We start from the raw sequence: 22,418 nt of genomic DNA on the forward strand, positions 1-22,418 counted from the left end.
GTGCCGAGCTCCGCTAGCTGGACCAGCTGGGCGCACGCCTCGTCGACCGCCATCTTGGCGTCCGCGATGGCGTCCAGGCCGAAGTCGGCGCGCGAGACCATGCCGTGCGTGAGCATCCGGACCAGGGGGATCTGCTCGGCCATGGCGGGCAGCCGCAGCTCCACCACTTCGTCGAGCAGGCCGTCGGCGGACGGCTGGCCGCCCGACGTGCCACTTCGTGTTTCTTCCATACCGGACTGTCTACCCATCTGGGGGAACCCCGACACGTCGCGTTGCGGACTCGAGGGGACCGTCACCGGCCGAGTGCCCGCTCGAGCTCTTTCTTGCTCATCTTGGAGCGGCCGTCGATGTTCCGCTTCCTGGCCTCGTTGTAGAGCTGGTCCCTCGTCGGGCCGCCCGGTCCCTTGCGGTTGCCGGAGCGCTCGCCGCCGCGCTGCTGCGGGGACTTGTCCTCGAGGGACGTCCGGCTCGCTTCCCGCGATTCGCCCGACCGGGCCCGGTTCTTGTTCACCGTCCGGGCCGCGATCTCCTTGGCGCGCTTCGGGCTCGCGCCGCGGTCTTCCTGCGAGTCCTTGATGTGCTCGTACTGGCGCTCGCGCTTACCGCTCCACGACTGAGGCATGCCCACTCCCTTCGATGGTCGTCGAATACCCGCTCCGCGTCCGGGCAAACGCCCCGGTTGATCATCACCGGGGCCGGGTACGCGGCGGGCGACGAGAGGAGGCTCCGATGCGGATCGGCTACACCCTGATGACCGAGCAGGCGGGCCCGAACGACCTGGTGCGGTACGCCGCCGGCGCGGAACAGGCCGGCTTCGCCTTCGAGGTGATGAGCGACCACTACTCACCCTGGCTGGCCGAACAGGGCCACTCGCCCTACGCCTGGAGCGTGCTGGGCGCCGTCACGCAGGTCACCGAGCGCGCCGAGCTGATGACGTTCGTGACGTGCCCGACCATGCGCTACCACCCGGCGGTGGTGGCCCAGAAGGCGGCGACCGTGCAGGCGCTGTCCGGCGGGCGGTTCACCCTCGGCCTGGGGGCGGGTGAGAACCTGAACGAGCACGTCGTCGGCCGCGGCTGGCCGCCGGCGAACGTCCGCCACGACATGCTCGCCGAGGCCGTCCAGATCATCGGCGGGCTCTTCGACGGCGGTTACTTCAGCTACGAGGGCAAGCACTTCCGGGTCGACTCGGCGAAGCTGTGGGACCTGCCGGAAATCCGCACGCCGATCGGGGTGGCGGTGTCCGGCGCGCAGTCGATCCGGCGGTTCGCCCCGGTCGCCGACGCGATGATCGCCGTCGAGCCGGACGCGGACCTGGCGCGGGAATGGGACGCCGCCCGGCCCGGCCCGGCGTCGCGCAAGATCGCGCAGCTGCCGGTGTCGTGGGGCACCGACCGCGATGCCGCGGTGAAGCGCGCCCACGAGCAGTTCCGCTGGTTCGCCGGCGGCTGGAAGGTCAACGCCGAGCTGCCCGGCCCGGCCGGCTTCGCCGGGGCGACCCAGTTCGTCCGGGAGGACGACGTCGCGGGCTCGATCCCCTGCGGCCCGGACGTCGAGCCGATCGTCGCGGGCGTCCGCGAGTTCGAAAAGGCGGGCTTCACCGACGTCGCGCTGATCCAGATCGGCGGCGACCAGCAGGACGGCTTCCTCGACTTCGCCGAGAAGGAGCTGCTGCCGGCCCTGGCCTGAAGTCCACTTCGGACGGATCGGGTACTGCTCCGAATGGCGGCGCGGCGCGCGGACGTGGTGGCCGCTTGCGCCCGCCGCCACCGGGATGCAGTAACCTCGCGCTGGACCCGTTAAAGCGCTAGCGGCCCACTGTGGCGCGCGCCCGGGTCCTCCCTGGTCTAGAGCGCCCTGAGAACGAGTAGAGGGGCGTTACCAGGATGACGGGCGGCCAGGAGCAGCTCACCGCACGGCTGGACGAAGTCACGGTCGCGATGGAGTCGCTGACCGCGATGCTGGACACGCAGCTGGACCTCGGACAGATGTTGCAGGCGGTCTGCGACCACGCCGTGCAGGTGGTGCCGGGCGCCGACATGGCGAGCATCACCCTGGTCCGGGACGGCGAACCGGAGACGGTGGCCAGCACCGACCAGCGGGCGGTCAACTTCGACCGCGAGCAGTACCGGATCGGCGACGGCCCGTGCCTGCGCGCCGCCGAGACGGGTCAGCCGGTCCGCGTCGGCGTCGGCGCGGTCGGGGACCTGTGGCCGCAGTTCGTGTCCTCGGCCGAGCAGCTGGGCGTGGCGAGTTTTCTCGCCGCCCCGCTGACGGTCGCCGACGACATGTCCGGCGCGGTGAACCTCTTCGGCTTCGGCGAGCACGGCTTCAGCGAGCTGGGCACGAAGATCCTCGAGCTGTACACCGCGACGGTGGTGTTCGGCCTGCGCAGCGCGCGCCGCTACTTCGCGTCGCGGGAGCTGATCGAGCAGCTCAACCGGGCGCTGGAGACGCGCGCGGTGATCGAGCAGGCGAAGGGGATCCTGATGGCGGCCCACCGGATCACGGCGGAGGACGCGTTCCAGCGCCTGGTCAAACGCTCGCAGGACGGCAACCGCAAGCTGCACGAGGTGGCAGCGGAGTTCGTCGCGGCGGTGGCCACGACAAGCTGAGGCTGGGTGGCCAGGTTCCGCGGCTCGCCCGGGGCTGCCGGCTTCGCGCGACCGGCTCCGGCAGCGCGGCCCGCACCGGCAACGCGGCCTGCACCGGGTGGCCCGGAGCGGGCCGCTGCGTCGACTGGTGTGGCCACCACTTCGGCTGGAGCGGTGACCACGCCGCCGCGATCGGCTAGCTCGCTGCCCGGAGGGGCGAACACATGGGCTGGAGCGGTGACCGCGCCGCTGGGATCGGCCAGCTCGCCTCCCGGAGCGGCCGACACACTGCCCGGAGGGGCCAACACGTGGGCCGGAGCAGTGACCACGCCGCCGGGACGGCCAGCACACTGCCCGGGACGGCAAACACACGGCCCGGAATGGCCAACACGCCGCCGGGAGTGGTCGACACACCGTCCGGAGCGGCCAACACACTGCTCGGGATGGCAACACGCCGCCCGGAATGGCCAAAACGCCGACGCGAGTGGCCAACACACTGCCCGGAGTGGCCAACTCGCCGAGGATCGCCGCTTTGCGTGACCGCCGTTCGGCGTGTTGGCCGCTTGCGGCAGCGTGTTGGCTGCTCCGGGCGCCGGGTCGGCCGATCCCGGCGGTGTGTTGGCCACTCGCTGGGATCGCAACGCCCCGGAATCGGCCCCAGCCGGCAGCCGCCCGCTGGGCAGGTGCTCCGCGAGTCCGGGGCCGGTGCGAGATCGCGGTCTCAGCTGGTCGGGACCTCGTCCGGTGGCGCGTCGGCCTGCGGTACCGCTTCTGGGCGCGGCCGGTTGCGGGAGCACGTCGTGCAGACCAGGGTGCGGCCGAGTACGCGGCCGTCGTCGGCGACGACCTGGGCCACGTGCATGGTCGGGAACCCGCAGACTTCGCAGGGCAGCGAGTCGTCCTCGCGGCTGATGCGGATCTGGGTGCCCATCCGGCCTCCTGGTGTGACGTGGGTCTCACCAACCTTGCCGATTCCTGGCCGGGGGCCCACCGATTTCACTCGTTCGGCCCAACGATCGACGTCTCCCGTGCGCCGTTCGGTGACACCTGTGTTGGGCAGGGTGATGCGGGGTAGCCGGATCGCGCGGAGAGCTGGCCGGGGATCGACCGGAGGGGAGCACGACATGAGGGACAAGCGGAACGACCTGCGCCCGGTGGCGGACCTGCTGCTGGACGGCGGGGACTCGCCGGACCAGGAGCGGACGCGCCGGAAGGCGGCGCTGGCCGTCGCGGCGGGGGCCACGGACGCCGACGACTGCGCCCTGCTGCTGGAGATGCTGGGCCTGCACCGCGGCGCCGGTGGGGAGAGCACCGGTACGAGTACCGAAGTCGCCTGAGCCGTTTCGACTCACCCGCGCCCGGGTATCGGAGGGCGGTGAGGAGGTCGTCATGGTCAGACCGGTGTGGAGCGGTGCCCTGAGCCTGGGGCTGGTCACCGTCCCGGTGGAGCTGTACCCCGCGGTGGCGGACCACACGATCCACTTCCACCAGTTCGAACGCGGCACGTCCGACCGGATCCGCAACCGCAAGGTCAACGAGCGGACCGGCGACGAGGTCACCCGGGACGAGATCGTCAAGGGCTACGACCTCGGCGGCGGCGACCACGTGCTCGTCGAGCCCGACGAACTGGACGAGATCGCGCCCGAGCGGTCGCGGCGGATCGACATCGAGCAGTTCGTGGAGCTCGACGAGATCGACCCGTGGTTCTACGACCGGACGTACTGGCTGAAGCCGGCGAAGGAGGACTTCGCCAAGGCGTACGGCCTGCTGCTGCAGGCGATGGACCGCAGCGAGAAGGCCGGGGTCGCGAAGTTCGTCCTGCGCGGCAAGGAGTACCTCTGCGCGGTCCGCGCCGGTGAGGACGTGATGGTCCTCAACACCCTGCACTTCGTCGCGGACCTGCGGAAACCCAAGGACGTCATGGGCGGGCTGCCCAAGCTGCCCAAACCGCGGCCCAAGGAACTCGACATGGCCCTGTCCCTGGTCGACGAGATGACCGCGCCGTGGAAACCCGGGGACTTCCGCGACGAATACTCCGAGCGCGTCGAGGACCTGATCAAGGCCAAGAAGTCCGGCAAGGAGATCGCCCACGAGGAGCCGCCGGAGACCTCGGCCGACGTCGTCGACCTGTTCGAGGCCCTGTCGCGCAGCGTGAAGAGCCGCAAGAGCGGCGGCAAGAAGCCGGCGAAGAAGAAGGCGCCGGACCTGGCGGAGCTGTCCAAGTCCGAGCTCGACAAGCTGGCGCGCGAGAAGAAGGTCAAGGGCCGGTCGAAGATGACGCGGACGGAGCTGGAGAAGGCGCTGAAGGCGTCGTGACCGGCCCCGGCTGGCGCGAACCGACCCTGGCCACGCTCACCGATCGCCGGTTCTCCGACGACGGCTGGATCTTCGAGCGCAAGCTGGACGGCGTCCGTGCGCTCTGCGTGCGCGACTCGGGCCCGCCGACGCTGTACTCGCGCAACCGCAAGGTGATGGACAAGGCCTACCCCGAGCTCGTCGAGGCCTTGGCGTCCCAGGGCGGGCCGAGGTTCGTCGCGGACGGCGAGATCGTCGCGTTCGACGAACGCGGCAACACCAGCTTCGCCGCGCTGCAGCCCCGGATCCACGTGGCCGACCCGGACCGGGCCCGGGCCACCGGCGTGCGCGTCTACTACTACCTGTTCGACCTGCTGTACTACGACGACCAGGACACGACCGCACTGCCGTTGCGGCAGCGCAAGGCCCTGCTGCGCGACGCCTTCGACTTCGAGGACCCCCTTCGCCTGTCCACGCACCGGAACGCCGAAGGGGAGAAGTTCTTCGAGGAGGCGTGCCGCCGGGGCTGGGAGGGCGTCGTCGCGAAGCGGGCGGACTCGCCGTACCGGCACGGGCGGACCCCCGAGTGGCTGAAGTTCAAGTGCGCGCGGGGTCAGGAGCTGGTCATCGGCGGGTTCACCGACCCGCAGGGCGCGCGGCACGGCTTCGGCGCCCTGCTGCTCGGTTACCACGAGGACGGCGCCCTGAAGTACGCCGGCAAAGTGGGCACCGGGTTCGACGAGAAGATGCTGGCGTCGCTGCACGCGCAGCTGAAGGAGCGGGAAGTCGGGCGATCTCCGTTCGGCGGGCCGGTCAAGGAGCCCGGGGCGCACTGGGTCCGCCCGGACCTGGTCGCGCAGATCGGCTTTGCGGAGTGGACGCGCGACGGGCGGCTGCGGCACCCGCGGTTCGCCGGGCTGCGCGAGGACAAGAAGGCGGCGGACGTCGTGCGGGAGCGGCCGTGAACGTTTCCCACCCGGACAAGGTGTTCTACCCCGACGACGGGATCACGAAGGGTGACGTCGTCGAGTACTACCGCGCGGTCGCCGACGTGATGCTGCCGCACCTGCGCGGCCGCCCGTTGACGCTGCGGCGGTTCCCCGACGGCATCACCGGGCAGGGCTGGTTCCAGAAGCACCCGGGGGAGCACTTCCCGGACCGGATCCGCGTCGAGCGTGTCCCCCGGAAGGGTGGCGGCACGGACGAGTACGTCGTGTGCGACGACGCGGAGACGCTGGAGTACCTGGCGAACCAGGGAACGCTCGAGTTCCACGTCTGGCTGTCCACAGTGGACGCGCCGGAGCGGCCGGACCGCCTGGTGCTGGACCTCGACCCGCCGGACGGCACGCCGGTCACCGAGCTGCGCGCCGTCGCCCGGCGGATCCGGGACCACTACCGGGAAGCCGGGTTGACGCCGTTCGTCCAGGCGACCGGCGGCCGCGGCTTCCACGTCGTCGCGCCCCTCGACGCGAAGGCGGACACGGACGTCGTGCTCGAACTGTCGCGGGCGCTGGCCGACCGGGTCGCCGCCGACGACCCGGACCGCCTGACGACGGCCCAGCGCAAGGAAAAGCGTGGCGACCGGATCTTCCTGGACGCCAACCGGAACGGGTACGCGCAGACGTTCGTCGCGCCGTACTCGCTGCGGGCGCGCCCGGGTGCGGCCGCGGCGACGCCGCTGGACTGGCCGGAGCTGGGCCGGGCCGAGCCGGACGGCTGGAGCCCGTCCAAGATGCGGCAGCGGCTGGCCCGCAAGGACGACCCGTGGCGAGACATCGGCGAGCACGCGGGTTCGGCGGAGGCGGCGCTGGCCGCGCTCAGCTGAGGATCTTGCGAGCCGTCTTCAGATCGGCGACGCAGGCCGCGTAGGCCTCGTCGCGGTCCGGGGCACGCAGGACCGCCGACGGGTGGACCGTCGCGACCGCGGCCGGCAGCAGCTCGGCGACGTCATCGGACGGCTCGACCGGCTCGCCGCGATGGGCGGTCACGCGGAACTCCGGCCCCAGCAACGCCTGCGCGGCGGTCGCCCCCAGGAACAGCACCAGGTCCGGCCGCACCGCGCGCAGCTCCGCCAGCAGCCACGGCCGGCACGCGACGACCTCCGTGCGCGAGGGCTTCTGGTGGATTCGGCGCTTCCCGCGTTCGTCGCGCTTGAACTTGAAGTGCTTGACGGCGTTGGTCAGGTACAGGGAACGGCGGTCGAAGCCTGCTTCGTCCTCCTTCGCCGAACACGGTCTGCGTGGCGTCCTGGTGGAGGGCACAGCCGCGGCACCCGGCTCCGCACCACGGGCGTGCGGCATGTGGTCCAGCAGCTCTCAGCGCAGCGAGGTCAGGGGAGGTTCGGAGTCGTCCGCGGTCGCCTTGCGGGTCGACTCCGAGCGGGCGATGTGCCAGGCGACGAGCGCGCCCGCGGCGACCGTGCCCCAGAGCACGAGGCCGGCGTCCCGGGCGAACAGGCCGACGACCAGCATCACCACGGCCGTGATGTCGGACAGGATGAGCAGGAGGCTCCAGCGCCGGGCCTGCCGCATGTCGCGGCCGCTGAACACCTCCGCGAGCGCGGGATCGCTCGCCAGCAGTTCCGCCTCGATCGCGCTCAGGGTCTGGCGGTCACGGTCCGGCAGCATCGGGGTCCTCCTCGCTCGGCTACCGGGGAGTTACCCGTTCGGCGCCGGTTCCAAGCAGCGGTTTTCCGGTCTTCAGTGGTTGTCGCGCGGAACGCCCTTCGCGGCCACCCGCTGGAACGCGACGGCCGGGCGCAGGACCATGCCGTCGCAGAGCTGGTCGACCATCGACCGCTGGATCTCCTGCCACGGCGTCTGCGACGCGGGCACCTGGTACCCGCCCGCCTCCTCGAGCTCCTTGTGGCGCAGGGCGAGCTCTTCGTCGGGGATCAGCACGTTCGCGGTGCCTTCGCCGAGGTCGATGCGCACCCGGTCGCCCGTCCGCAGCACGGCGAGGCCGCCGCCGGCCGCGGCTTCGGGGGAGGCGTTGAGGATCGACGGCGAGCCGGACGTCCCCGACTGGCGGCCGTCACCCAGGCACGGCAGCTCGCGCACCCCGCGCTTGATCAGCTCGGCGGGCGGGCGCATGTTGACGACCTCGGCCGAGCCCGGGTAGCCGAGCGGGCCGGTGCCGCGCATCACGAGCAGCGAGTCCTCGTCGACGCCGAGGTCCGGGTCGTCGATGCGGGCGTGGTAGTCCTCGGGGCCGTCGAACACGACCGCGGTGCCCTCGTACACCCCGCCCGCCAGGTAGCGGCGCCGGAACTCCGGCGAGATCACGCTGGACTTCATGATCGCGGCGTCGAACAGGTTGCCGTGCAGGACCAGGAAACCGGCGTCGGTCACCAGCGCGGAGCCGAACGTCCGGATGACGTCGCGGTCGCCGGCCTCGGCGTCACGGCAGTTGTCTCCGATGCTCCGGCCGTTGACCGTGGGCGCGTCCTCGTGGATCAGCCCGTGGGCCATCAGCTCGTGCACGACGGCCGGCACCCCGCCGGCCCGGTGGAACTCCTCGCCGAGGTACTTGCCCGCCGGCTGCAGGTCGACCAGCAGCGGCACGGCGTACCCGAGCCGCTGCCAGTCGGTCAGCGGCAGGTCGACGCCGATGTGCCGGGCGATCGCGCCGATGTGGATGGGCGCGTTGGTGGACCCGCCGATCGCCGAGCTGACGACGATGGCGTTCTCGAACGCCTCGCGCGTCAGGATGTCCGACGGCTTCAGGTCTTCCCGCACCATCTCGACGATCCGCAGCCCGGTGCGGTAGGCCATCCGCGCCCGGTCGCGGTGCGGCGCCGGGATGGCCGCGCAGCCGGGCAGGCTCATCCCGAGCGCCTCGGCGAGCGCGTTCATCGTCGAGGCCGTGCCCATCGTGTTGCAGTGGCCCGGTGACGGCGCCGACGACGCGACCAGCTCCATGAACCCGGCGTCGTCGATCTCCCCGGCGGCCAGCAGTTCCCGCGCCTTCCAGATGATCGTGCCGGACCCGGTGCGCTCGCCGTTGTGCCAGCCGTTGAGCATCGGCCCGCCGGAGAGCACGATGGCCGGGATGTCGACGGTCGCGGCGGCCATCAGGCACGCCGGCGTCGTCTTGTCGCAGCCGGTGGTCAGCACGACGCCGTCGATCGGGTAGCCGTAGAGCGTCTCGACGAGCCCCAGGTAGGCGAGGTTGCGGTCCAGCGCGGCGGTCGGCCGCTTGCCGGTCTCCTGGATGGGGTGCACGGGGAACTCGACGGCGATCCCGCCCGCCTCGCGGATCCCCTCCCGCGTCCGGTCGGCCAGCTGGAGGTGGTGCCGGTTGCACGGGCTGAGGTCCGAGCCGGTCTGCGCGATCCCGATGATCGGCTTCCCGGACTGCAGCTCTTCCCTGGTCAGGCCCCAGTTCATGTACCGCTCGAGGTAGAGCGCGGTCATCCCGGGGTCGGCGGGGTTGTTGAACCAAGCTTCGCTGCGCAGTCCCATACCGGCCAGTCTGGCGGTGCCGACGCCGGAACGCACCCTTCGCTTGGGCGGCGAAAGCCGTGAATGTCGCATTGAGGGACTTCAAGTCCCTCAATGCGACATTCACGGACTTGCCTGTGGGCCCGCGTCAGCCGAGGCCGTTGAGGCCGATGACCCGCGAGTACCAGTGCGCGCTGCGCTTCGGCGTCCGCACCTGGGTCGCGTAGTCGACGTGGACCAGGCCGAACCGCTTGGCGTAGCCCTCCGCCCACTCGAAGTTGTCCAGCAGCGACCAGTAGAAGTAGCCCCGCAGGTCGACCCCGGCGGCGACGGCCTCGTGGGCCGCGCGCAGGTGGGAGTCGAGGAACGCGACGCGGTCGGTGTCGACGATCTCACCGCCGTCGGAGACGACGTCGGGGTAGGCCGCGCCGTTCTCCGTGATGTACAGCGGCACCGGCCGGTAGCCGCGGTGGACCTGCAGCAGCGACTCCGTCAGCCCGGCCGGCTGGACTTCCCAGCCCGAGTCGGTGCGGGGCGCGGCGGGATCCGGCACGAAGTGGACGTCGCCCGCGCCGACCCACTCCGGGCCCGCCGGCTCGCTGCCCGGCACCGGCGCGCCCGCGACGCGGTAGTCGCGGTAGTAGTTCACGCCGAGCCAGTCGACGTGCGCGGCGATGACAGCGCTGTCATCGGGCCGGACGACGTCGCCGATCCCGAACGGTGCCAGGTCCTCGAGCAGGTCTTCCGGGTAGCCGCCGCGCAGCACCGGGTCGAGGAACAGCCGGTTCTGCAGGCCGTCGATCCGGCGGCACGCGGCGACGTCGGCGGCGTTCGCCGGGTCGTGCGGCGCGACCGGGTACAGGTTGAGCGTGATCCCGGCCGGGACGTCCGGGGCGTGCCGTCGGATGATGTCCATCGCGAGCCCGTGCCCCAGCAGCAGGTGGTGCGTCGCGGCGACGGCGGCGGTGTGGTCGGTGCGGCCGGGCGCGTGGATGCCGCCGGCGTACCCGAGCATCGCCGCGCACCACGGCTCGTTGAGCGTCGACCAGCTGGCGACGCGGTCGCCGAGCCGGGCCAGCACCGTCTCGGTGTAGTCGGCGAAGCGGTACGCGGTGTCGCGCGACGTCCAGCCGCCCTGCTCCTCCAGCGCCTGCGGCAGGTCCCAGTGGTAGAGCGTCGCCCACGGCTCGATCCCGGCCTCCAGCAGCCGGTCGACGAGCCGGTCGTAGAACGCGATCCCGGCGGCGTTCGGGGCGCCGCCGTCCGGGCGCACCCGGGGCCAGGCCAGCGAGAAGCGGTAGGCGCCCAGGCCCAGGCGCCGCATCAGGTCGACGTCCTCGCCGTAGCGGCGGTAGTGGTCGGCGGCCGGGTCCCCGGTGTCGCCGCGCTTGACCGCACCCGGACGGCGCGCGAAGACGTCCCAGACCGAGTCGGTGCGCCCGTCGGCCGTGGTGGCCCCTTCGACCTGGAACGCCGCGGTCGCGGCGCCCCAGACGAAGGCGGGCGGGAACATCAAAGCGGTCTCGGCCCGAACGCTGTCGGGATGTACGGACATGGTCACCCTTTCACGGCACCTTGCATGATCCCGGCCACGATCTGGCGGCCGAGCAGGAGGAAGACGATGAGGATCGGGATGGTGGCCAGGGTCGTGCCGGCCAGCACCAGCGAATAGTCGACGTAGTAACCGCTCTGCAGCTTCTCCAGCGCCACCTGGACGGTCGGGTTGCCCGCGTCCAGCACCACCAGGGGCCACAGGAAGTCGTTCCAGGACGTCATGAACGTGAACATCGCCAGGATCGCCGCCGCCGGGCGCACCGCGGGCAGGCAGACGTTCCAGAAGATCCGGAACATGCTGCAGCCGTCGACGCGCGCGGCCTCGATCAGCTCGTACGGCAGTGCGTCCACTGTGTACTGCCGCATCCAGAACACGCCGAACGCGGTGACCAGGTTGGGCACGATCACCGACTGCAGCCCACCGGCCCAGCCCAGCTTCGACATCGCGATGAACAGCGGGATGATGCCGAGCTGGGTGGGCACCGCGAGCGTGATGACGATGAACACGAACAACCCGTTGCGCCCCTTGAACCGGAGTTTCGCGAAGGCGAACCCGGCCAGGGACGAGAACAGCACCGTCGTCAAGGTGACCGTGCCGGACACGATGACGCTGTTGGCCAGCGCCTTCCAGAACGGCACGGTGTCGAACACCCGCGAAGCGTTGGCGAAGAAGTTGCCGCCGGGGATGAACGGCGGGATGCGCTCGGTGAGCATCCCGTTGTCCCGGCTGGCGACCAGGAACGACCAGTAGAACGGAAACAGCGAACCGAGCACGAAGATGGCGAGCACCCAGTAGGTCGCCTTGCGCGGTTTCCCGAGGGTGGCGACGCTCCTGCGCAGTCCACTCTGGATAGTCGTCATTTCTTCTTCACCGCCGGGGTGCGGGCCAGCCGGCCGGTGAGCAGGAAGTTCACCAGCGCGATGAGCACGATGATCACGAACAGCACCCAGGCGATCGCCGAGGCGTAGCCCAGGTTGTAGTTCTCGAACGCGGATTGGTACAGGTACAGCGTCACGGTCTGGAACTGGTTGGTGGAGCCGCCGTTGTTCGACCCGGGCATGGCGTCGAACAGCTTGGGCTCGGTGAAGATCTGCAGCCCGCCGATCGTGGAGGTGATGGTGACGAAGATCAGCGTCGGTTTCAGCAGCGGGAGCGTCACGTTGAAGAACCGCCGCCACGTCCCGGCGCCGTCGATCAGCGCGGCTTCGTGCAGTTCCTTCGGGATGGCCTGCATGGCGGCCAGCACGATCAGCGCGTTGTAGCCGGTCCAGCGCCAGTTCACCATGATCGCGATCGCGACGTGGCTGCCGAACCGGCTGGCCTGCCAGTCGACCGGGTCCAGCCCGATCGTCTGCAGCACACCGTTGATCAGGCCGTACTTCGGCCCGAACAGGTTCGCGAAGATGATCCCGATCGCGACGAGGCTCGCGGCGTACGGCAGCAGGATGCCGACGCGCCAGCCGGTCGCGCCACGCAGCCTGCTCCCGAGCAGCGCCGCGAGCCCCATCGCGATGACGAGCTGCGGGATGCTGGAGAGCAGGAAGATGCTGAACGTGTTGCCCAGCGCGTTCCAGAACTGCCCGTCGCCGAACAGCTCCTTGTAGTTGTCGACGCCGATGAAGTCCGGGTTGTCGTCCCCGGCCTTCCACTTGAACAGCGAGACGTACGCGGTGTACAGCAGCGGGAACAGCCCGACGACCCCGAACACGATGAAGAACGGCGCGACGTAGAGGTACGGCGATACCTTGACGTCCCACCGGCTCAGCTTGTGCCGGAAGGTGGGCCGGGGAGACGTGCGCTCCCCGGCCTTACTCCCTTCCGGCGCGACCTTGTCGATGACGGTCATGAGGTCAGCGGGTGATCTTCTTCGCCGAGTCGACCAGTTGCTGCCAGCCGTCCGCCGCCGACTTGCCCTGTTCGACCGCCTGCAGCGCCGGGCTGGAGGCGTTCTCCTGGATCTGGCCGTCACCGGGGCCCTTGTACTGCGGCTTCTGGACCTTCTTGGCCTGCTCGGCGAACAGCTCGCCGACCTTCGCGCCGCCGAAGTAGGCGTCGGTCTGGCTCAGCAGCGCGGGGTCCGACAGGGCCTTGACCTGGCTCGGGAACGTGCCCTTGGCCTGGAACGCCTTGATCTGCTGCTCCGGCGCGGTCAGCCAGGCCGCGAGCTCGGCGGCCTCCTTCGGGTGCTTCGACTGGGTCGGCACGGTCAGGTACGAACCGCCCCAGTTGCCGCCGCCGCCGGGGAAGGCCGCGGTGACCGCCCACTTGCCGGAGTTCTCCGGGCCGGCCTGCTCCTTGATCACGCCGAGCATCCACGCCGGGCACACCTTCGTGGCGAACGCGCCCTGCTTGAAGCCGGAGTTCCACTCGTTGCTGAACGCGGTCAGCTTGGCCGACTCGCCCTTGGCAACGGCGTCGGTGACCTTCGTCCAGGCGTCCTTGATGCCCTGGTTGCCTTCGACGGCGAGCTTGTCGTCGGTGCCGATGTAGCCGGTCGGCAGCTGGTTGACCATGGCGTTGAAGTTCTGCGCGGCCGAGTCGAACCAGGCCTTGCCCTTCGTCTTGGACACGTAGTCCGCGCCCGCGGCGAAGTAGCTGTCCCAGGTGGCGAACAGGGGCTTGACCTGCTCGGGGTCGGTCGGCAGGCCGGCCGCGGCGAACATGTCCTTGCGGTAGCACATGGCGAGCGGCCCGATGTCGGTGCCGTAGCCGATGACCTTGCCGTCCTTCGTCTTCGCGGCGTCGTACTTCCAGCCGAGCCAGCGGTCGGGGGAGGCGTCGGCGGGGCCGATCTTGGTGAGGTCGTTGAACTTCGAGCCCTTGTCGAGCACGTCGGAGAGGTGACCCTCCTCGACCGCCGTGACGTCGGCGAGGCCGGAGCCCGCGGCCAGCTTGGTGATCAGGTCCTGGTGGTAGGGCCCGCCCTGGCCGGTCTTGCGGTGGGTGATCTTGATGTTGGGGTGCAGCCGCTCGTACTCCGGGATGAGCGCCTCGTAGCCGAACTCGGTGAACGTCGCCAGCGTCAGGTCCACGTGCTCGTTGGGGCCGGCCGCCGGCGGTGTCGCGTCACCGCCGCCACCGCAGGCCGTGGCGCCGAGCGCCGTCATCGTGATGCCCAGTGCGAGGACCAGGCCGTTCCGGATCGTTCTCACGTGTCCAACCACCTTGTTGACGGGAATGAGCGCTCTCACTGCTGGGAGCCGTTCTGGGAGCGCTCCCAGGTGTCGCAGAGTCTGCTTGCGGGTTCTGACCGTGTCAAGGGGGCGTAACCGGAGCGTTTCCTGCGAGGAGCGCTCCCGGTCCCGGAGGATCGTTGAACGTTAAGCTGGGGTCGTCCGGGTGGTGGCAGGAGCGAGGGCGGTGCCGTGGGGCCTCGAGCAGGGGATGAAGAACGGCCGACGCTGGAGGACGTCGCGGCGTTCGCCGGCGTGTCGCGGTCGACGGCGTCACGGGCGCTGAACGACGACGCCTACGTCAGCGCGGCGGCGCGGGAGAAGGTCCAGGCCGCGGCCCGTGACCTGGGCTATTCCCCGAACCAGGCGGCCAGGTCGCTGGTCACCCGGCGGACCGGGGCGATCGCGGTGGTGCTCTCGGAGCCGGAGGCCCGGCTGCTCGACGACCCGTACCGCACGGCCGTCATGCGCGCCGGTTACCGGGAGCTGGCCGACATCGGCCGTCAGATGGTCCTGATCTTCAGTGACACCCGCGAAGACCTCAGCCGGACGGTCCGGTTCCTCGAAGGCGGGCACGTCGACGGCGCGCTCGTGTTCGCGCCGCACCGGTCCGACCCACTGCCCAAGGCGCTGCGCCTGCTGCGGATCCCGGTGGTGTTCGGCGGGCAGGCGGCCGGCCTCCGCCGCGGCGTCCACGTCGTCGACTTCGACAACGAGGGCGGCGCCCGGCTGGCCGTGGAACACCTGGTCGCGGCCGGGCGCCGGAAGATCGGCACGATCGCCGGACCGCAGGACCAGAGCGCCGCGATCGACCGGCTCGCCGGCTGGCGCAAGACGCTGCTCGACGCCGGGCTCGACCCCGCCGACCTGGCCGCGGAGGCCGACTTCACGCTCTCGGGCGGCGCGAACGCGATGTCCGCCCTGCTCACCCGGCACGCGGACCTGGACGCGGTGTTCGTCGCCAGCGACATGATGGCCGTGGGCGCGTTGCGCACGCTGGACGCGGCCGGGCGCCGCATCCCGGAGGACATCGCGGTGGTCAGCTTCGACGACAACGCCACCCTCGCCCCGGCCATGGACCCGCCGTTGACCTCGGTGCACCAGGACCCGCGTGAGCAGGTCCACGCCATGGTCGAGACCATGCTCCAGCTCCTCGACGACCAGGGTCTCAAGCCCCGCCAGCAGGTCCTCCCGGTCTCCCTGGCGGTCCGCGCCTCCAGCTGACCCCGGTTTCGAGCCCCGAGCCGACCCTTCAGGTACGCGAGTCGTCCGCCCGGGTACGCGAGTCGTCCGCCTGGGCACGCGAGTCGTCCGTCCCGGTACGCGTGTCGACCCCTCAATCACGTGTGTCGACCTCCTGATCACGAGTGATGCCTCCCCAATCACGGGTGATGCCCCGCTGGTCACGGGCGATGCCCCTTTCCTGCACGGCGGGAAGAGGTGAACTCGCGTACCTGGAGGGTCGACACGGGTGATCCGATGGACGACACGCGCACCGGGATGGACGACACGCGTACCCCTGCGGACGACACGCGCACCGGGATGGACGACTCGCGTGCCTGGATGGACGACACGCGTGCCTGGATGGACGACACGCGTACCCGGGCGGACGACTTGCGTACGCCGGGGGAGGACGCGAAGTGGGTGTGTGTCGAATGCTTCGACGGGGTCTGGGAGCGCTCCTGGTTCAGGTGTACGCCTTTGGCGCAAGCCGAGGCCCTGCGTGCACGCCGCGTGATCGGGAGGTTGGGCTGAACGGGTGGTGAGGCGACCAACGGGCGCCGCCGTTCAGGAGTGTTCAGCGGGCTGGCTACTCGCGGGTCGCTGACGGTCGCGGCCGGGATCGCCGTGGGCTTCTGACTCGATTCTTTACAGGCACGTTTCCGGCTGGCTACCGTCTGCGCCTGGAAGCGCTCCCAGATCGCTGGCTCCCTACGGACAAAGGAGTTCCGCAGCCATGCGTTCCCCTCATCCCATCCAGGCCGGCGTACTGCCGCTGGTCGCGAGTTCGGTGGTCCTGGCCGCCCTGCTCGTCCCCGTGCCACCGGCGCTCGCCGCCGACGTGGCCTGCTCCGTCACCTACACCACCAACGACTGGGACACCGGGTTCACGGCCAACGTTTCGCTGCGGAACGACGGTGCGCCCCTCGACAGCTGGCAGGTCGGCTGGACGTTCCTCGACGGCCAGAAGGTCCAGCAGGGCTGGAGCGCCACCTTCGCCCAGACCGGCGCCGCGGTCACGGCGACGAACCTCTCCTACAACGGCCACCTCGGGACGGGGGCCAGCACCAGCTTCGGCTTCAACGGCACCAAGGGATCCGCCAACCGCCCGCCGACGGACTTCTCCGTCAACGGCTCGGCGTGCACCGGTGCCAATAAGGCCCCGACCGTCAGCCTGACGTCGCCGTCCTCGACCGGCACCTACTACGCCCCGGCCACGATCCCGCTCGCCGCGACCGCGGCCGACACCGACGGCACGGTCAGCAAGGTCGAGTTCTACGCCGGTGACACGCTGCTCGCGACCGACACGTCAGCGCCGTTCGAAGGCAGCTGGGGCAACGTCCCGGCCGGGACCTACTCGATCACGGCGAAGGCCTACGACAACAAGAACGCTTCCACGAGCTCGAACCCGGTCAGCGTCAAGGTCCTGGCCGGCCCCACGATCGTCGCCACCCCGGCGACCGCGCAGGTCAAGCAGGGCGGCACGACGACCTTCGGCGTCGCCCTCGCCGGCGCGCCGGCCGGCCCGGTCACCGTCGCCGTCGCCAGGAGCGCGGGCAGCGCCGACCTGACGGCCACCCCGGCGAGCCTCACCTTCACGACGGCGAACTGGAGCACGCCGCAGAACGTCACCGTCGCCAGCGCCGACAACGGCGGCGCGCTCGGCAACGCGACCTTCACCGCGAGCAGCAACGGCTACACCGCGGCCACCGTCACGGTCACCGAGATCTCGCCGTCCACATCAGACTACCAGGTCGAGTTCCTCAAGCAGTACAACAAGATCAAGGACCCGAACAACGGCTACTTCCGCAAGTTCGGGAACATCCTGGTGCCCTACCACTCCATCGAGACGCTGATGGTGGAGGCGCCCGACTACGGCCACGAGACGACGTCGGAAGCGTTCAGCTACTACCTCTGGCTGGAGGCGGGCTACGGCCGGGTCACCGGGGACTGGGCGCCGTTCAACGCGGCGTGGACGTCGATCGAGACGTACGCGATCCCGTCCGCGGCCGACCAGAGCGGTAACTCCGGCTACGACGCGAGCAAGCCGGCGACGTACGCGGCGGAGTACCCGAGCCCGAAGTCGTACCCGTCGCAGCTGCAGTCGGGCGTCCCGGTCGGCAAGGACCCGATCGCGGCCGAGCTCAAGGCAGCCTACGGCTCACCGGACGTCTACGGCATGCACTGGCTGCTCGACGTCGACAACATCTACAAGTTCGGCCACTGCGAGGACGGCACGAACACCGCCCCCGCGTTCATCAACACCTTCCAGCGCGGCTCGCAGGAGTCGGTCTGGGAGACCGTCACCCAGCCGAGCTGCGACACCCTGAAGTACGGCGGCAAGAACGGGTACCTCGACCTGTTCACCGGCGACACGTCCTACGCCAAGCAGTGGAAGTACACCGACGCGCCGGACGCGGACGCCCGCGCCGTTCAGGTCGCCTTCCAGGCCGAGAAGTGGGCGCAGGAACAGGGCAAGAGCGCCGACGTCGCGGCCGTCGTCAAGAAGGCCTCGAAGATGGGCGACTACCTGCGGTACTCGCTGTTCGACAAGTACTTCAAGAAGATCGGCAACTGTGTCAACCCGAGTAGCTGCCCCGCCGGCACCGGCAAGGACAGCGAGCACTACCTGATCTCGTGGTACTACGCCTGGGGCGGTTCGCTCGACCAGAACGCCTGGGCTTGGCGCATCGGCGACGGCGCGGCCCACCAGGGCTACCAGAACCCGCTCGCCGCGTACGCGCTGTCGACCGATCCGGGCCTGAAGGTGACCTCGTCGACCGGCGCGAGCGACTGGGCGACCAGCCTCGGGCGGCAGATGGAGTTCCTGCAGTGGCTCCAGTCGTCCGAAGGCGGCCTCGCCGGCGGCGCGACCAACAGCTGGGACGGCCAGTACGGCACGCCGCCGTCCGGCACGCCGACGTTCTACGGCATGTTCTACGACCAGCAGCCGGTCTGGCACGACCCGCCGAGCAACCAGTGGTTCGGGTTCCAGACCTGGGGCATGGAACGCATCGCCGAGTACTACCAGGCCACGAAGGACGCCCGGGCCAAGAAGATCCTCGACAAGTGGGTCCCGTGGGCCATCGCGGGCACCACGGTCGGCGCCGGCGGGAGCTTCCAGGTCCCGTCCGACCTGACCTGGAGCGGCGCGCCGGACACCTGGAACGCCACCAGCCCGGGGAGCAACACCGGCCTGCACGTCACGGTGAAGAACTACAGCACCGACGTCGGTGTCGCGGCTTCGCTGTCGAAGACGCTGCTCTACTACGCCGCCGGCTCGGGCAACGCCCAGGCCAAGACGGTGGGGGAGCAGCTGCTGACGGCGCTGTCGGCCAACGCGGACACCCAGGGCATCGCGGTGCCGGAGACCCGGACGGACTACAACCGGTTCGACGACACCTACAACGCCACCACGGACCAGGGGCTCTACGTCCCGGCGGGCTGGACCGGGACCATGCCGAACGGCGACCCGATCAACGCCTCCTCGACGTTCACCTCGATCCGGTCCTTCTACAAGAGCGACCCGCAGTGGCCGAAGGTCCAGGCCTACCTGGACGGTGGCGCCGCGCCGACGTTCACCTACCACCGGTTCTGGGCGCAGTCGGAGATCGCCACGGCGTTCGCCGCGCACGTCGCCCTGTTCGGCTGAAAGGCACTCGATGAAGCGACTGCTCGCATTCGCGGTCGCCGCACTGGTCGGGGGCGCCGTTCTCACGGCGTCCCCGGCCACCGCGGCCCCGCAAGCCACGACACAGGCCGCCGCGCAAGGGACCGGCACCGGGTACTGGCACGCCGCCGGTTCCCAGCTCGTCGACGCCACCGGCGCGCCCGTCCGGATGACCGGCGTCAACTGGTTCGGCGCCGAGACCGGCAACTACTCGCCGCACGGGCTGTGGAGCCGCAACTACCGGGACATGCTCGACCAGATGGCGAGCCTCGGCTACAACACGCTGCGGCTGCCGTACTCGAACCAGCTCTTCGACCCGGGTGTCAAGCCGAACAGCATCGACGCCGTCCAGAACCCGGACCTGCAGGGGCTTTCCGGGCTGCAGGTGCTCGACAAGATCATCGGGTACGCCGGGACCAAGGGCATGCGCGTGATCCTCGACCAGCACCGGCCCGACTCCGGCGCGCAGTCCGCGCTCTGGTACACCAGCGCCTACCCCGAGAGCCGCTGGCTCTCCGACTGGACGATGCTCGCCCAGCACTACAAGGGCAACACCACGGTGATCGGCGCCGACCTGCATAACGAGCCGCACTCGATCCAGGGTGGCGGCGGCGCGTGCTGGGGGTGTGGCGACACCGCGACCGACTGGCGGCTAGCCGCCGAACGCGGCGGCAACGCCGTCCTGGCCGCGAACCCGGACTGGCTGGTCATCGTCGAGGGTGTCGACTGCGTCAGCGGCACCGGCGACCCGCAGTGCGGCTGGTGGGGCGGTAACCTCTCCGGCGCCCGGCAGTTCCCGGTGCGACTGTCCAAAGCGGACAAGCTGGTCTACTCGGCGCACGAGTACGCGACGTCGGTGTTCGCCCAGCCGTGGTTCTCGGACCCGTCGTTCCCGGCGAACCTGCCCGCGCTGTGGGACCACTTCTTCGGTTACCTGCAGAAGCAGAACATCGCGCCGGTGCTGCTCGGCGAGTTCGGCACCACCCTCGCCGACCCGCGCGACAAGGTCTGGCTGCAGGAACTGATGAAGTACGCCGGGACCGGGGCGACCGGGATGAGCTTCACGTACTGGTCGTGGAACCCCAACTCCGGGGACACCGGCGGCATCCTCAACGACGACTGGACGACGGTCAACCAGGCCAAGCAGGCGATCCTGCAGCCGTACCTGATCCCGCCGACGGGTTCGGGCGGCGGCGGCCCGACCGATCCGCCGCCCGCGGTGAGCTGCGCGGTCACCTACCACGTCGACAACACGTGGCAAGGCGGCTTCGTCGCCTCCGTGACGCTGAAGAACACCGGCACCTCTCCGCTGAAGGCCTGGTCGCTCGGCTGGGCCGTGCCGTCCGGCACGCAGATCACCGGCGGCTGGGGCGCCACCGTCAGCCAGACCGGCACGCAGGCGACCGCCAAGGCGCCGACCTGGGCGCCCGACCTGGCCGGCGGCGCTTCGACGTCGATCGGCTTCCAGGCGACCGGCGCCTCGAGCGGCACGCCGACCGGGTTCGCCGTCGGTGCCACCCCCTGCACCTCCTGATCCCCCCAACCTGATCCCCCAACCCGACCCCCCAACCCGAAGGAGCGCACTCGATGAAGAGTGAATTCTGGTCCGCGAAGAGGAAGGCACGGCTCGCCGTGGCGTCCTCGGTGACGGCCGCGGCCGTCGTGGCCGGCCTGGTGGTGGCCGGCGGCAGCCCGGCGGCCGCCGCCAGCGGCTGCAAGGTCACCTACACCGTCAACCAGTGGGACACCGGCTTCACCGCGAACGTCGCGGTGACCAACCTGGGCGACGCCGTCACGAGCTGGGACGTCCAGTGGGACTTCGCCGGCAACCAGCAGGTGCAGCAGGGCTGGAGCGCGACGTTCAGCCAGAGCGGCAAGCACGTCAGCGCGAAGAACCCGTCGTGGGGCGGCGCGCTCGGGTCGAACGCGACCGCGAGCTTCGGCTTCAACGGCTCGTACACCGGCACCAACGACATCCCGGGGTCGTTCTCGCTCAACGGCGTCCACTGCGACGGCAGCACGGGCACCCCGACCACCACGCCGACGACCCCGACCACGCCGACGACCCCCACGGTACCGACGACCACCACGACGCCGACCCAGCCGGGCACGCACGTGGACAACCCGTACGCCGGGGCCAAGGGGTACGTGAACCCGGACTGGTCGGCCGAGGTGAGCGCCGCGGCCGCGGCCAAGGGCGGCACGCTCGGCACCCAGATGGCCAAGGTGGCGAACACGTCCACAGCCGTGTGGCTGGACCGGATCGCGGCCATCGAGGGCACGTCCAGCGCCCGCGGCCTGCGCGGGCACCTCGACGCGGCACTGGCCCAGCAGAGCGGCGGGACGCCGGTGACGATCCAGATCGTCGTCTACGACCTGCCGAACCGCGACTGCGCGGCGCTGGCGTCCAACGGTGAGCTGCAGGCCGGCTCGAACGGCCTGGCCCGGTACAAGTCCGAGTACATCGACCCGATCGCCTCGATCCTGTCGGACGCGAAGTACGCGCCGCTGCGGGTCGTGGCGGTCGTCGAACCGGACTCGCTGCCCAACCTGATCACCAACACCGCGACGGCCAAGTGCGCCGAAGCGCAGTCGACCGGGGCCTACACCCAGGGCATCCAGTACGCGCTGAACAAGCTGCACGCGATCTCCAACGTCTACAACTACCTGGACATCGCACACTCGGCGTGGCTGGGCTGGGACAGCAACTTCGGCCCGTTCGTCAACCTGGTCAAGCAGGTGCTGCAGGGCACGACGGCCGGGGTGAACAGCATCGACGGGTTCATCAGCGACACGGCCAACTACACCCCGCTGACCGAGCCGAACCTGCCCGACCCGAACCTCAACGTCGGGGGCCAGCCCCTGAAGTCGGCGACGTTCTACCAGTGGAACCCGTACTTCGCCGAGGTGCCGTTCGCGACGGCGATGTACAACGCGTTCGTCTCCGCGGGCCTGCCGAGCGGCATCGGCATGCTGATCGACACCTCCCGCAACGGCTGGGGCGGCTCGGCCCGGCCCAGCGGCGCGTCCGGGTCCACCGTGGACAGCTATGTGGACTCCGGCCGGATCGACCGGCGGCTGCACCGCGGCAACTGGTGCAACCAGAGCGGAGCGGGCCTGGGCACGCGGCCGACCGCGTCGCCCGCGGCGCACTTCGACGCCTACGTCTGGATCAAGCCGCCGGGTGAGTCCGACGGCGCGAGCTCGCAGATCCCGAACGACGAAGGCAAGGGTTTCGACCAGATGTGCGACCCGACCTTCCACGGCAGCCAGCAGGCCAACGGCGGCAACCTGACCGGCGCCCTGCCGAACTCGCCGCTGTCCGGCAAGTGGTTCGAGGCCCAGTTCGAGCAGCTGGTCCAGAACGCCTACCCGGCGGTGCAGTAACCAACGAGTCTCCCGGGCCGGGCGGTGCCTGCGCAGCCGCCGTCCGGCCCGGGTTTCCACCCGTCTCCCACGAAAGGAACC

Annotated in this window: 19 protein-coding genes and 2 pseudogenes; 11 read left to right on the top strand and 10 right to left on the bottom strand. The window is 70.4% G+C overall.

Annotation, left to right across the window (positions count from 1 at the left end; translation table 11 throughout):
- Positions 1-230: pseudogene (locus ACGFMK_RS42690) on the bottom strand (anti-sigma factor); the annotation flags it as partial.
- Positions 231-292: 62 nt separating this feature from the next.
- Positions 293-622: a plasmid stabilization protein gene (locus tag ACGFMK_RS42695; protein WP_392775628.1), complete on the bottom strand. Its 330-nt coding sequence runs from the start codon at positions 620-622 to the stop codon at positions 293-295.
- A 107-nt stretch (positions 623-729) separates the two neighbouring features.
- On the opposite strand from ACGFMK_RS42695, the gene ACGFMK_RS42700 reads away from it, so the two are divergent.
- Positions 730-1,689 (top strand): TIGR03557 family F420-dependent LLM class oxidoreductase, encoded by a 960-nt coding sequence (locus tag ACGFMK_RS42700; protein WP_392775630.1) that lies wholly within the window; start codon positions 730-732, stop codon positions 1,687-1,689.
- 197 nt (positions 1,690-1,886) lie between these two features.
- Positions 1,887-2,615, top strand: coding sequence for an ANTAR domain-containing protein (locus tag ACGFMK_RS42705; protein WP_392775633.1), 729 nt, complete (start codon positions 1,887-1,889; stop codon positions 2,613-2,615).
- Between the two features lie 700 nt (positions 2,616-3,315).
- On the opposite strand, the gene ACGFMK_RS42710 is transcribed toward ACGFMK_RS42705, so the two are convergent.
- Positions 3,316-3,525, bottom strand: coding sequence for a hypothetical protein (locus ACGFMK_RS42710; RefSeq protein ID WP_392775635.1), 210 nt, complete (start codon positions 3,523-3,525; stop codon positions 3,316-3,318).
- A 193-nt stretch (positions 3,526-3,718) separates the two neighbouring features.
- On the opposite strand from ACGFMK_RS42710, the gene ACGFMK_RS42715 reads away from it, so the two are divergent.
- The 4 genes from ACGFMK_RS42715 to ligD (ACGFMK_RS42730) are packed head-to-tail and all read left to right on the top strand — an operon-like array spanning position 3,719 to position 6,714.
- Positions 3,719-3,931 (top strand): hypothetical protein, encoded by a 213-nt coding sequence (locus tag ACGFMK_RS42715; RefSeq protein WP_392775638.1) that lies wholly within the window; start codon positions 3,719-3,721, stop codon positions 3,929-3,931.
- A 52-nt stretch (positions 3,932-3,983) separates the two neighbouring features.
- Positions 3,984-4,910, top strand: coding sequence for a Ku protein (locus ACGFMK_RS42720; RefSeq protein ID WP_392775641.1), 927 nt, complete (start codon positions 3,984-3,986; stop codon positions 4,908-4,910).
- The gene (gene ligD, locus ACGFMK_RS42725) at positions 4,907-5,854 is read left to right on the top strand and encodes a non-homologous end-joining DNA ligase (protein ID WP_392775643.1); all 948 of its coding nucleotides are present in this window, start codon (positions 4,907-4,909) and stop codon (positions 5,852-5,854) included. The genes ACGFMK_RS42720 and ligD (ACGFMK_RS42725) overlap by 4 nt, the downstream gene beginning before the upstream one ends.
- Complete coding sequence (ligD, locus tag ACGFMK_RS42730) at positions 5,851-6,714, top strand: non-homologous end-joining DNA ligase (RefSeq protein WP_392775645.1); 864 nt, start codon at positions 5,851-5,853, stop codon at positions 6,712-6,714. Before ligD (ACGFMK_RS42725) ends, ligD (ACGFMK_RS42730) begins: the two co-directional genes overlap by 4 nt.
- Here ligD (ACGFMK_RS42730) and ACGFMK_RS42735 read toward each other — a convergent pair.
- The 7 genes and pseudogenes from ACGFMK_RS42735 to ACGFMK_RS42765 all read right to left on the bottom strand — a co-directional run bounded on the left by ACGFMK_RS42735 (position 6,707) and on the right by ACGFMK_RS42765 (position 14,038).
- Positions 6,707-7,208 (bottom strand): annotated as a pseudogene (locus ACGFMK_RS42735) (uracil-DNA glycosylase family protein). The gene ligD (ACGFMK_RS42730) and the pseudogene ACGFMK_RS42735 overlap by 8 nt on opposite strands.
- Positions 7,205-7,516, bottom strand: coding sequence for a DUF3040 domain-containing protein (locus ACGFMK_RS42740; RefSeq protein WP_392775647.1), 312 nt, complete (start codon positions 7,514-7,516; stop codon positions 7,205-7,207). Before ACGFMK_RS42740 ends, ACGFMK_RS42735 begins: the two are co-directional and overlap by 4 nt.
- A gap of 72 nt (positions 7,517-7,588) precedes the next feature.
- Positions 7,589-9,352: an IlvD/Edd family dehydratase gene (locus tag ACGFMK_RS42745; RefSeq protein ID WP_392775650.1), complete on the bottom strand. Its 1,764-nt coding sequence runs from the start codon at positions 9,350-9,352 to the stop codon at positions 7,589-7,591.
- Between the two features lie 127 nt (positions 9,353-9,479).
- A complete protein-coding gene (locus tag ACGFMK_RS42750) occupies positions 9,480-10,892 on the bottom strand; it encodes a GH1 family beta-glucosidase (RefSeq protein WP_392775653.1) in 1,413 nt (470 codons plus the stop codon).
- On the bottom strand, positions 10,889-11,746 hold the full coding sequence (locus ACGFMK_RS42755; protein ID WP_392775654.1) for a carbohydrate ABC transporter permease: 858 nt from the start codon (positions 11,744-11,746) through the stop codon (positions 10,889-10,891). The genes ACGFMK_RS42750 and ACGFMK_RS42755 overlap by 4 nt, the downstream gene beginning before the upstream one ends.
- Positions 11,743-12,732 carry a carbohydrate ABC transporter permease gene (locus ACGFMK_RS42760; RefSeq protein ID WP_392775657.1) on the bottom strand — a complete coding sequence of 330 codons (990 nt, stop codon included), beginning with the start codon at positions 12,730-12,732 and terminating at the stop codon, positions 11,743-11,745. Before ACGFMK_RS42760 ends, ACGFMK_RS42755 begins: the two co-directional genes overlap by 4 nt.
- A 4-nt stretch (positions 12,733-12,736) precedes the next feature.
- Positions 12,737-14,038 carry an ABC transporter substrate-binding protein gene (locus tag ACGFMK_RS42765; protein WP_392775660.1) on the bottom strand — a complete coding sequence of 434 codons (1,302 nt, stop codon included), beginning with the start codon at positions 14,036-14,038 and terminating at the stop codon, positions 12,737-12,739.
- A gap of 249 nt (positions 14,039-14,287) precedes the next feature.
- On the opposite strand from ACGFMK_RS42765, the gene ACGFMK_RS42770 reads away from it, so the two are divergent.
- From ACGFMK_RS42770 to ACGFMK_RS42790, 5 genes are all read left to right on the top strand, one after another.
- The gene (locus ACGFMK_RS42770; RefSeq protein WP_392775696.1) at positions 14,288-15,283 is read left to right on the top strand and encodes a LacI family DNA-binding transcriptional regulator; all 996 of its coding nucleotides are present in this window, start codon (positions 14,288-14,290) and stop codon (positions 15,281-15,283) included.
- Positions 15,284-15,538: 255 nt separating this feature from the next.
- A complete protein-coding gene (locus ACGFMK_RS42775) occupies positions 15,539-15,814 on the top strand; it encodes a hypothetical protein (RefSeq protein ID WP_392775663.1) in 276 nt (91 codons plus the stop codon).
- 202 nt (positions 15,815-16,016) lie between these two features.
- Entirely contained in the window at positions 16,017-18,932 is a 2,916-nt protein-coding gene (locus ACGFMK_RS42780) for a glycoside hydrolase family 48 protein (protein ID WP_392775666.1), read from the top strand.
- A gap of 10 nt (positions 18,933-18,942) precedes the next feature.
- Positions 18,943-20,484: a cellulase family glycosylhydrolase gene (locus ACGFMK_RS42785; RefSeq protein WP_392775669.1), complete on the top strand. Its 1,542-nt coding sequence runs from the start codon at positions 18,943-18,945 to the stop codon at positions 20,482-20,484.
- Positions 20,485-20,537: 53 nt separating this feature from the next.
- Positions 20,538-22,337 carry a glycoside hydrolase family 6 protein gene (locus ACGFMK_RS42790; protein WP_392775671.1) on the top strand — a complete coding sequence of 600 codons (1,800 nt, stop codon included), beginning with the start codon at positions 20,538-20,540 and terminating at the stop codon, positions 22,335-22,337.
- Positions 22,338-22,418: the final 81 nt, after the last annotated feature.

The sequence above is a fragment of the Amycolatopsis sp. NPDC049252 genome (assembly GCF_043197175.1).
In the GTDB taxonomy this organism is placed as follows: Bacteria; Actinomycetota; Actinomycetes; order Mycobacteriales; family Pseudonocardiaceae; genus Amycolatopsis.

What these genes read in the sequence shown, in the direction of transcription:
- ACGFMK_RS42695 (WP_392775628.1), bottom strand. Translation starts at nt 622, where the DNA reads ATGCCTCAGTCGTGGAGCGGTAAGCGCGAGCGCCAGTACGAGCACATC.
- ACGFMK_RS42700 (WP_392775630.1), top strand. Translation starts at nt 730, where the DNA reads ATGCGGATCGGCTACACCCTGATGACCGAGCAGGCGGGCCCGAACGAC.
- ACGFMK_RS42705 (WP_392775633.1), top strand. Translation starts at nt 1,887, where the DNA reads ATGACGGGCGGCCAGGAGCAGCTCACCGCACGGCTGGACGAAGTCACG.
- ACGFMK_RS42710 (WP_392775635.1), bottom strand. Translation starts at nt 3,525, where the DNA reads ATGGGCACCCAGATCCGCATCAGCCGCGAGGACGACTCGCTGCCCTGC.
- ACGFMK_RS42715 (WP_392775638.1), top strand. Translation starts at nt 3,719, where the DNA reads ATGAGGGACAAGCGGAACGACCTGCGCCCGGTGGCGGACCTGCTGCTG.
- ACGFMK_RS42720 (WP_392775641.1), top strand. Translation starts at nt 3,984, where the DNA reads ATGGTCAGACCGGTGTGGAGCGGTGCCCTGAGCCTGGGGCTGGTCACC.
- ACGFMK_RS42740 (WP_392775647.1), bottom strand. Translation starts at nt 7,516, where the DNA reads ATGCTGCCGGACCGTGACCGCCAGACCCTGAGCGCGATCGAGGCGGAA.
- ACGFMK_RS42745 (WP_392775650.1), bottom strand. Translation starts at nt 9,352, where the DNA reads ATGGGACTGCGCAGCGAAGCTTGGTTCAACAACCCCGCCGACCCCGGG.
- ACGFMK_RS42755 (WP_392775654.1), bottom strand. Translation starts at nt 11,746, where the DNA reads ATGACGACTATCCAGAGTGGACTGCGCAGGAGCGTCGCCACCCTCGGG.
- ACGFMK_RS42760 (WP_392775657.1), bottom strand. Translation starts at nt 12,732, where the DNA reads ATGACCGTCATCGACAAGGTCGCGCCGGAAGGGAGTAAGGCCGGGGAG.
- ACGFMK_RS42775 (WP_392775663.1), top strand. Translation starts at nt 15,539, where the DNA reads ATGGACGACACGCGCACCGGGATGGACGACACGCGTACCCCTGCGGAC.
- ACGFMK_RS42780 (WP_392775666.1), top strand. Translation starts at nt 16,017, where the DNA reads ATGCGTTCCCCTCATCCCATCCAGGCCGGCGTACTGCCGCTGGTCGCG.
- ACGFMK_RS42785 (WP_392775669.1), top strand. Translation starts at nt 18,943, where the DNA reads ATGAAGCGACTGCTCGCATTCGCGGTCGCCGCACTGGTCGGGGGCGCC.
- ACGFMK_RS42790 (WP_392775671.1), top strand. Translation starts at nt 20,538, where the DNA reads ATGAAGAGTGAATTCTGGTCCGCGAAGAGGAAGGCACGGCTCGCCGTG.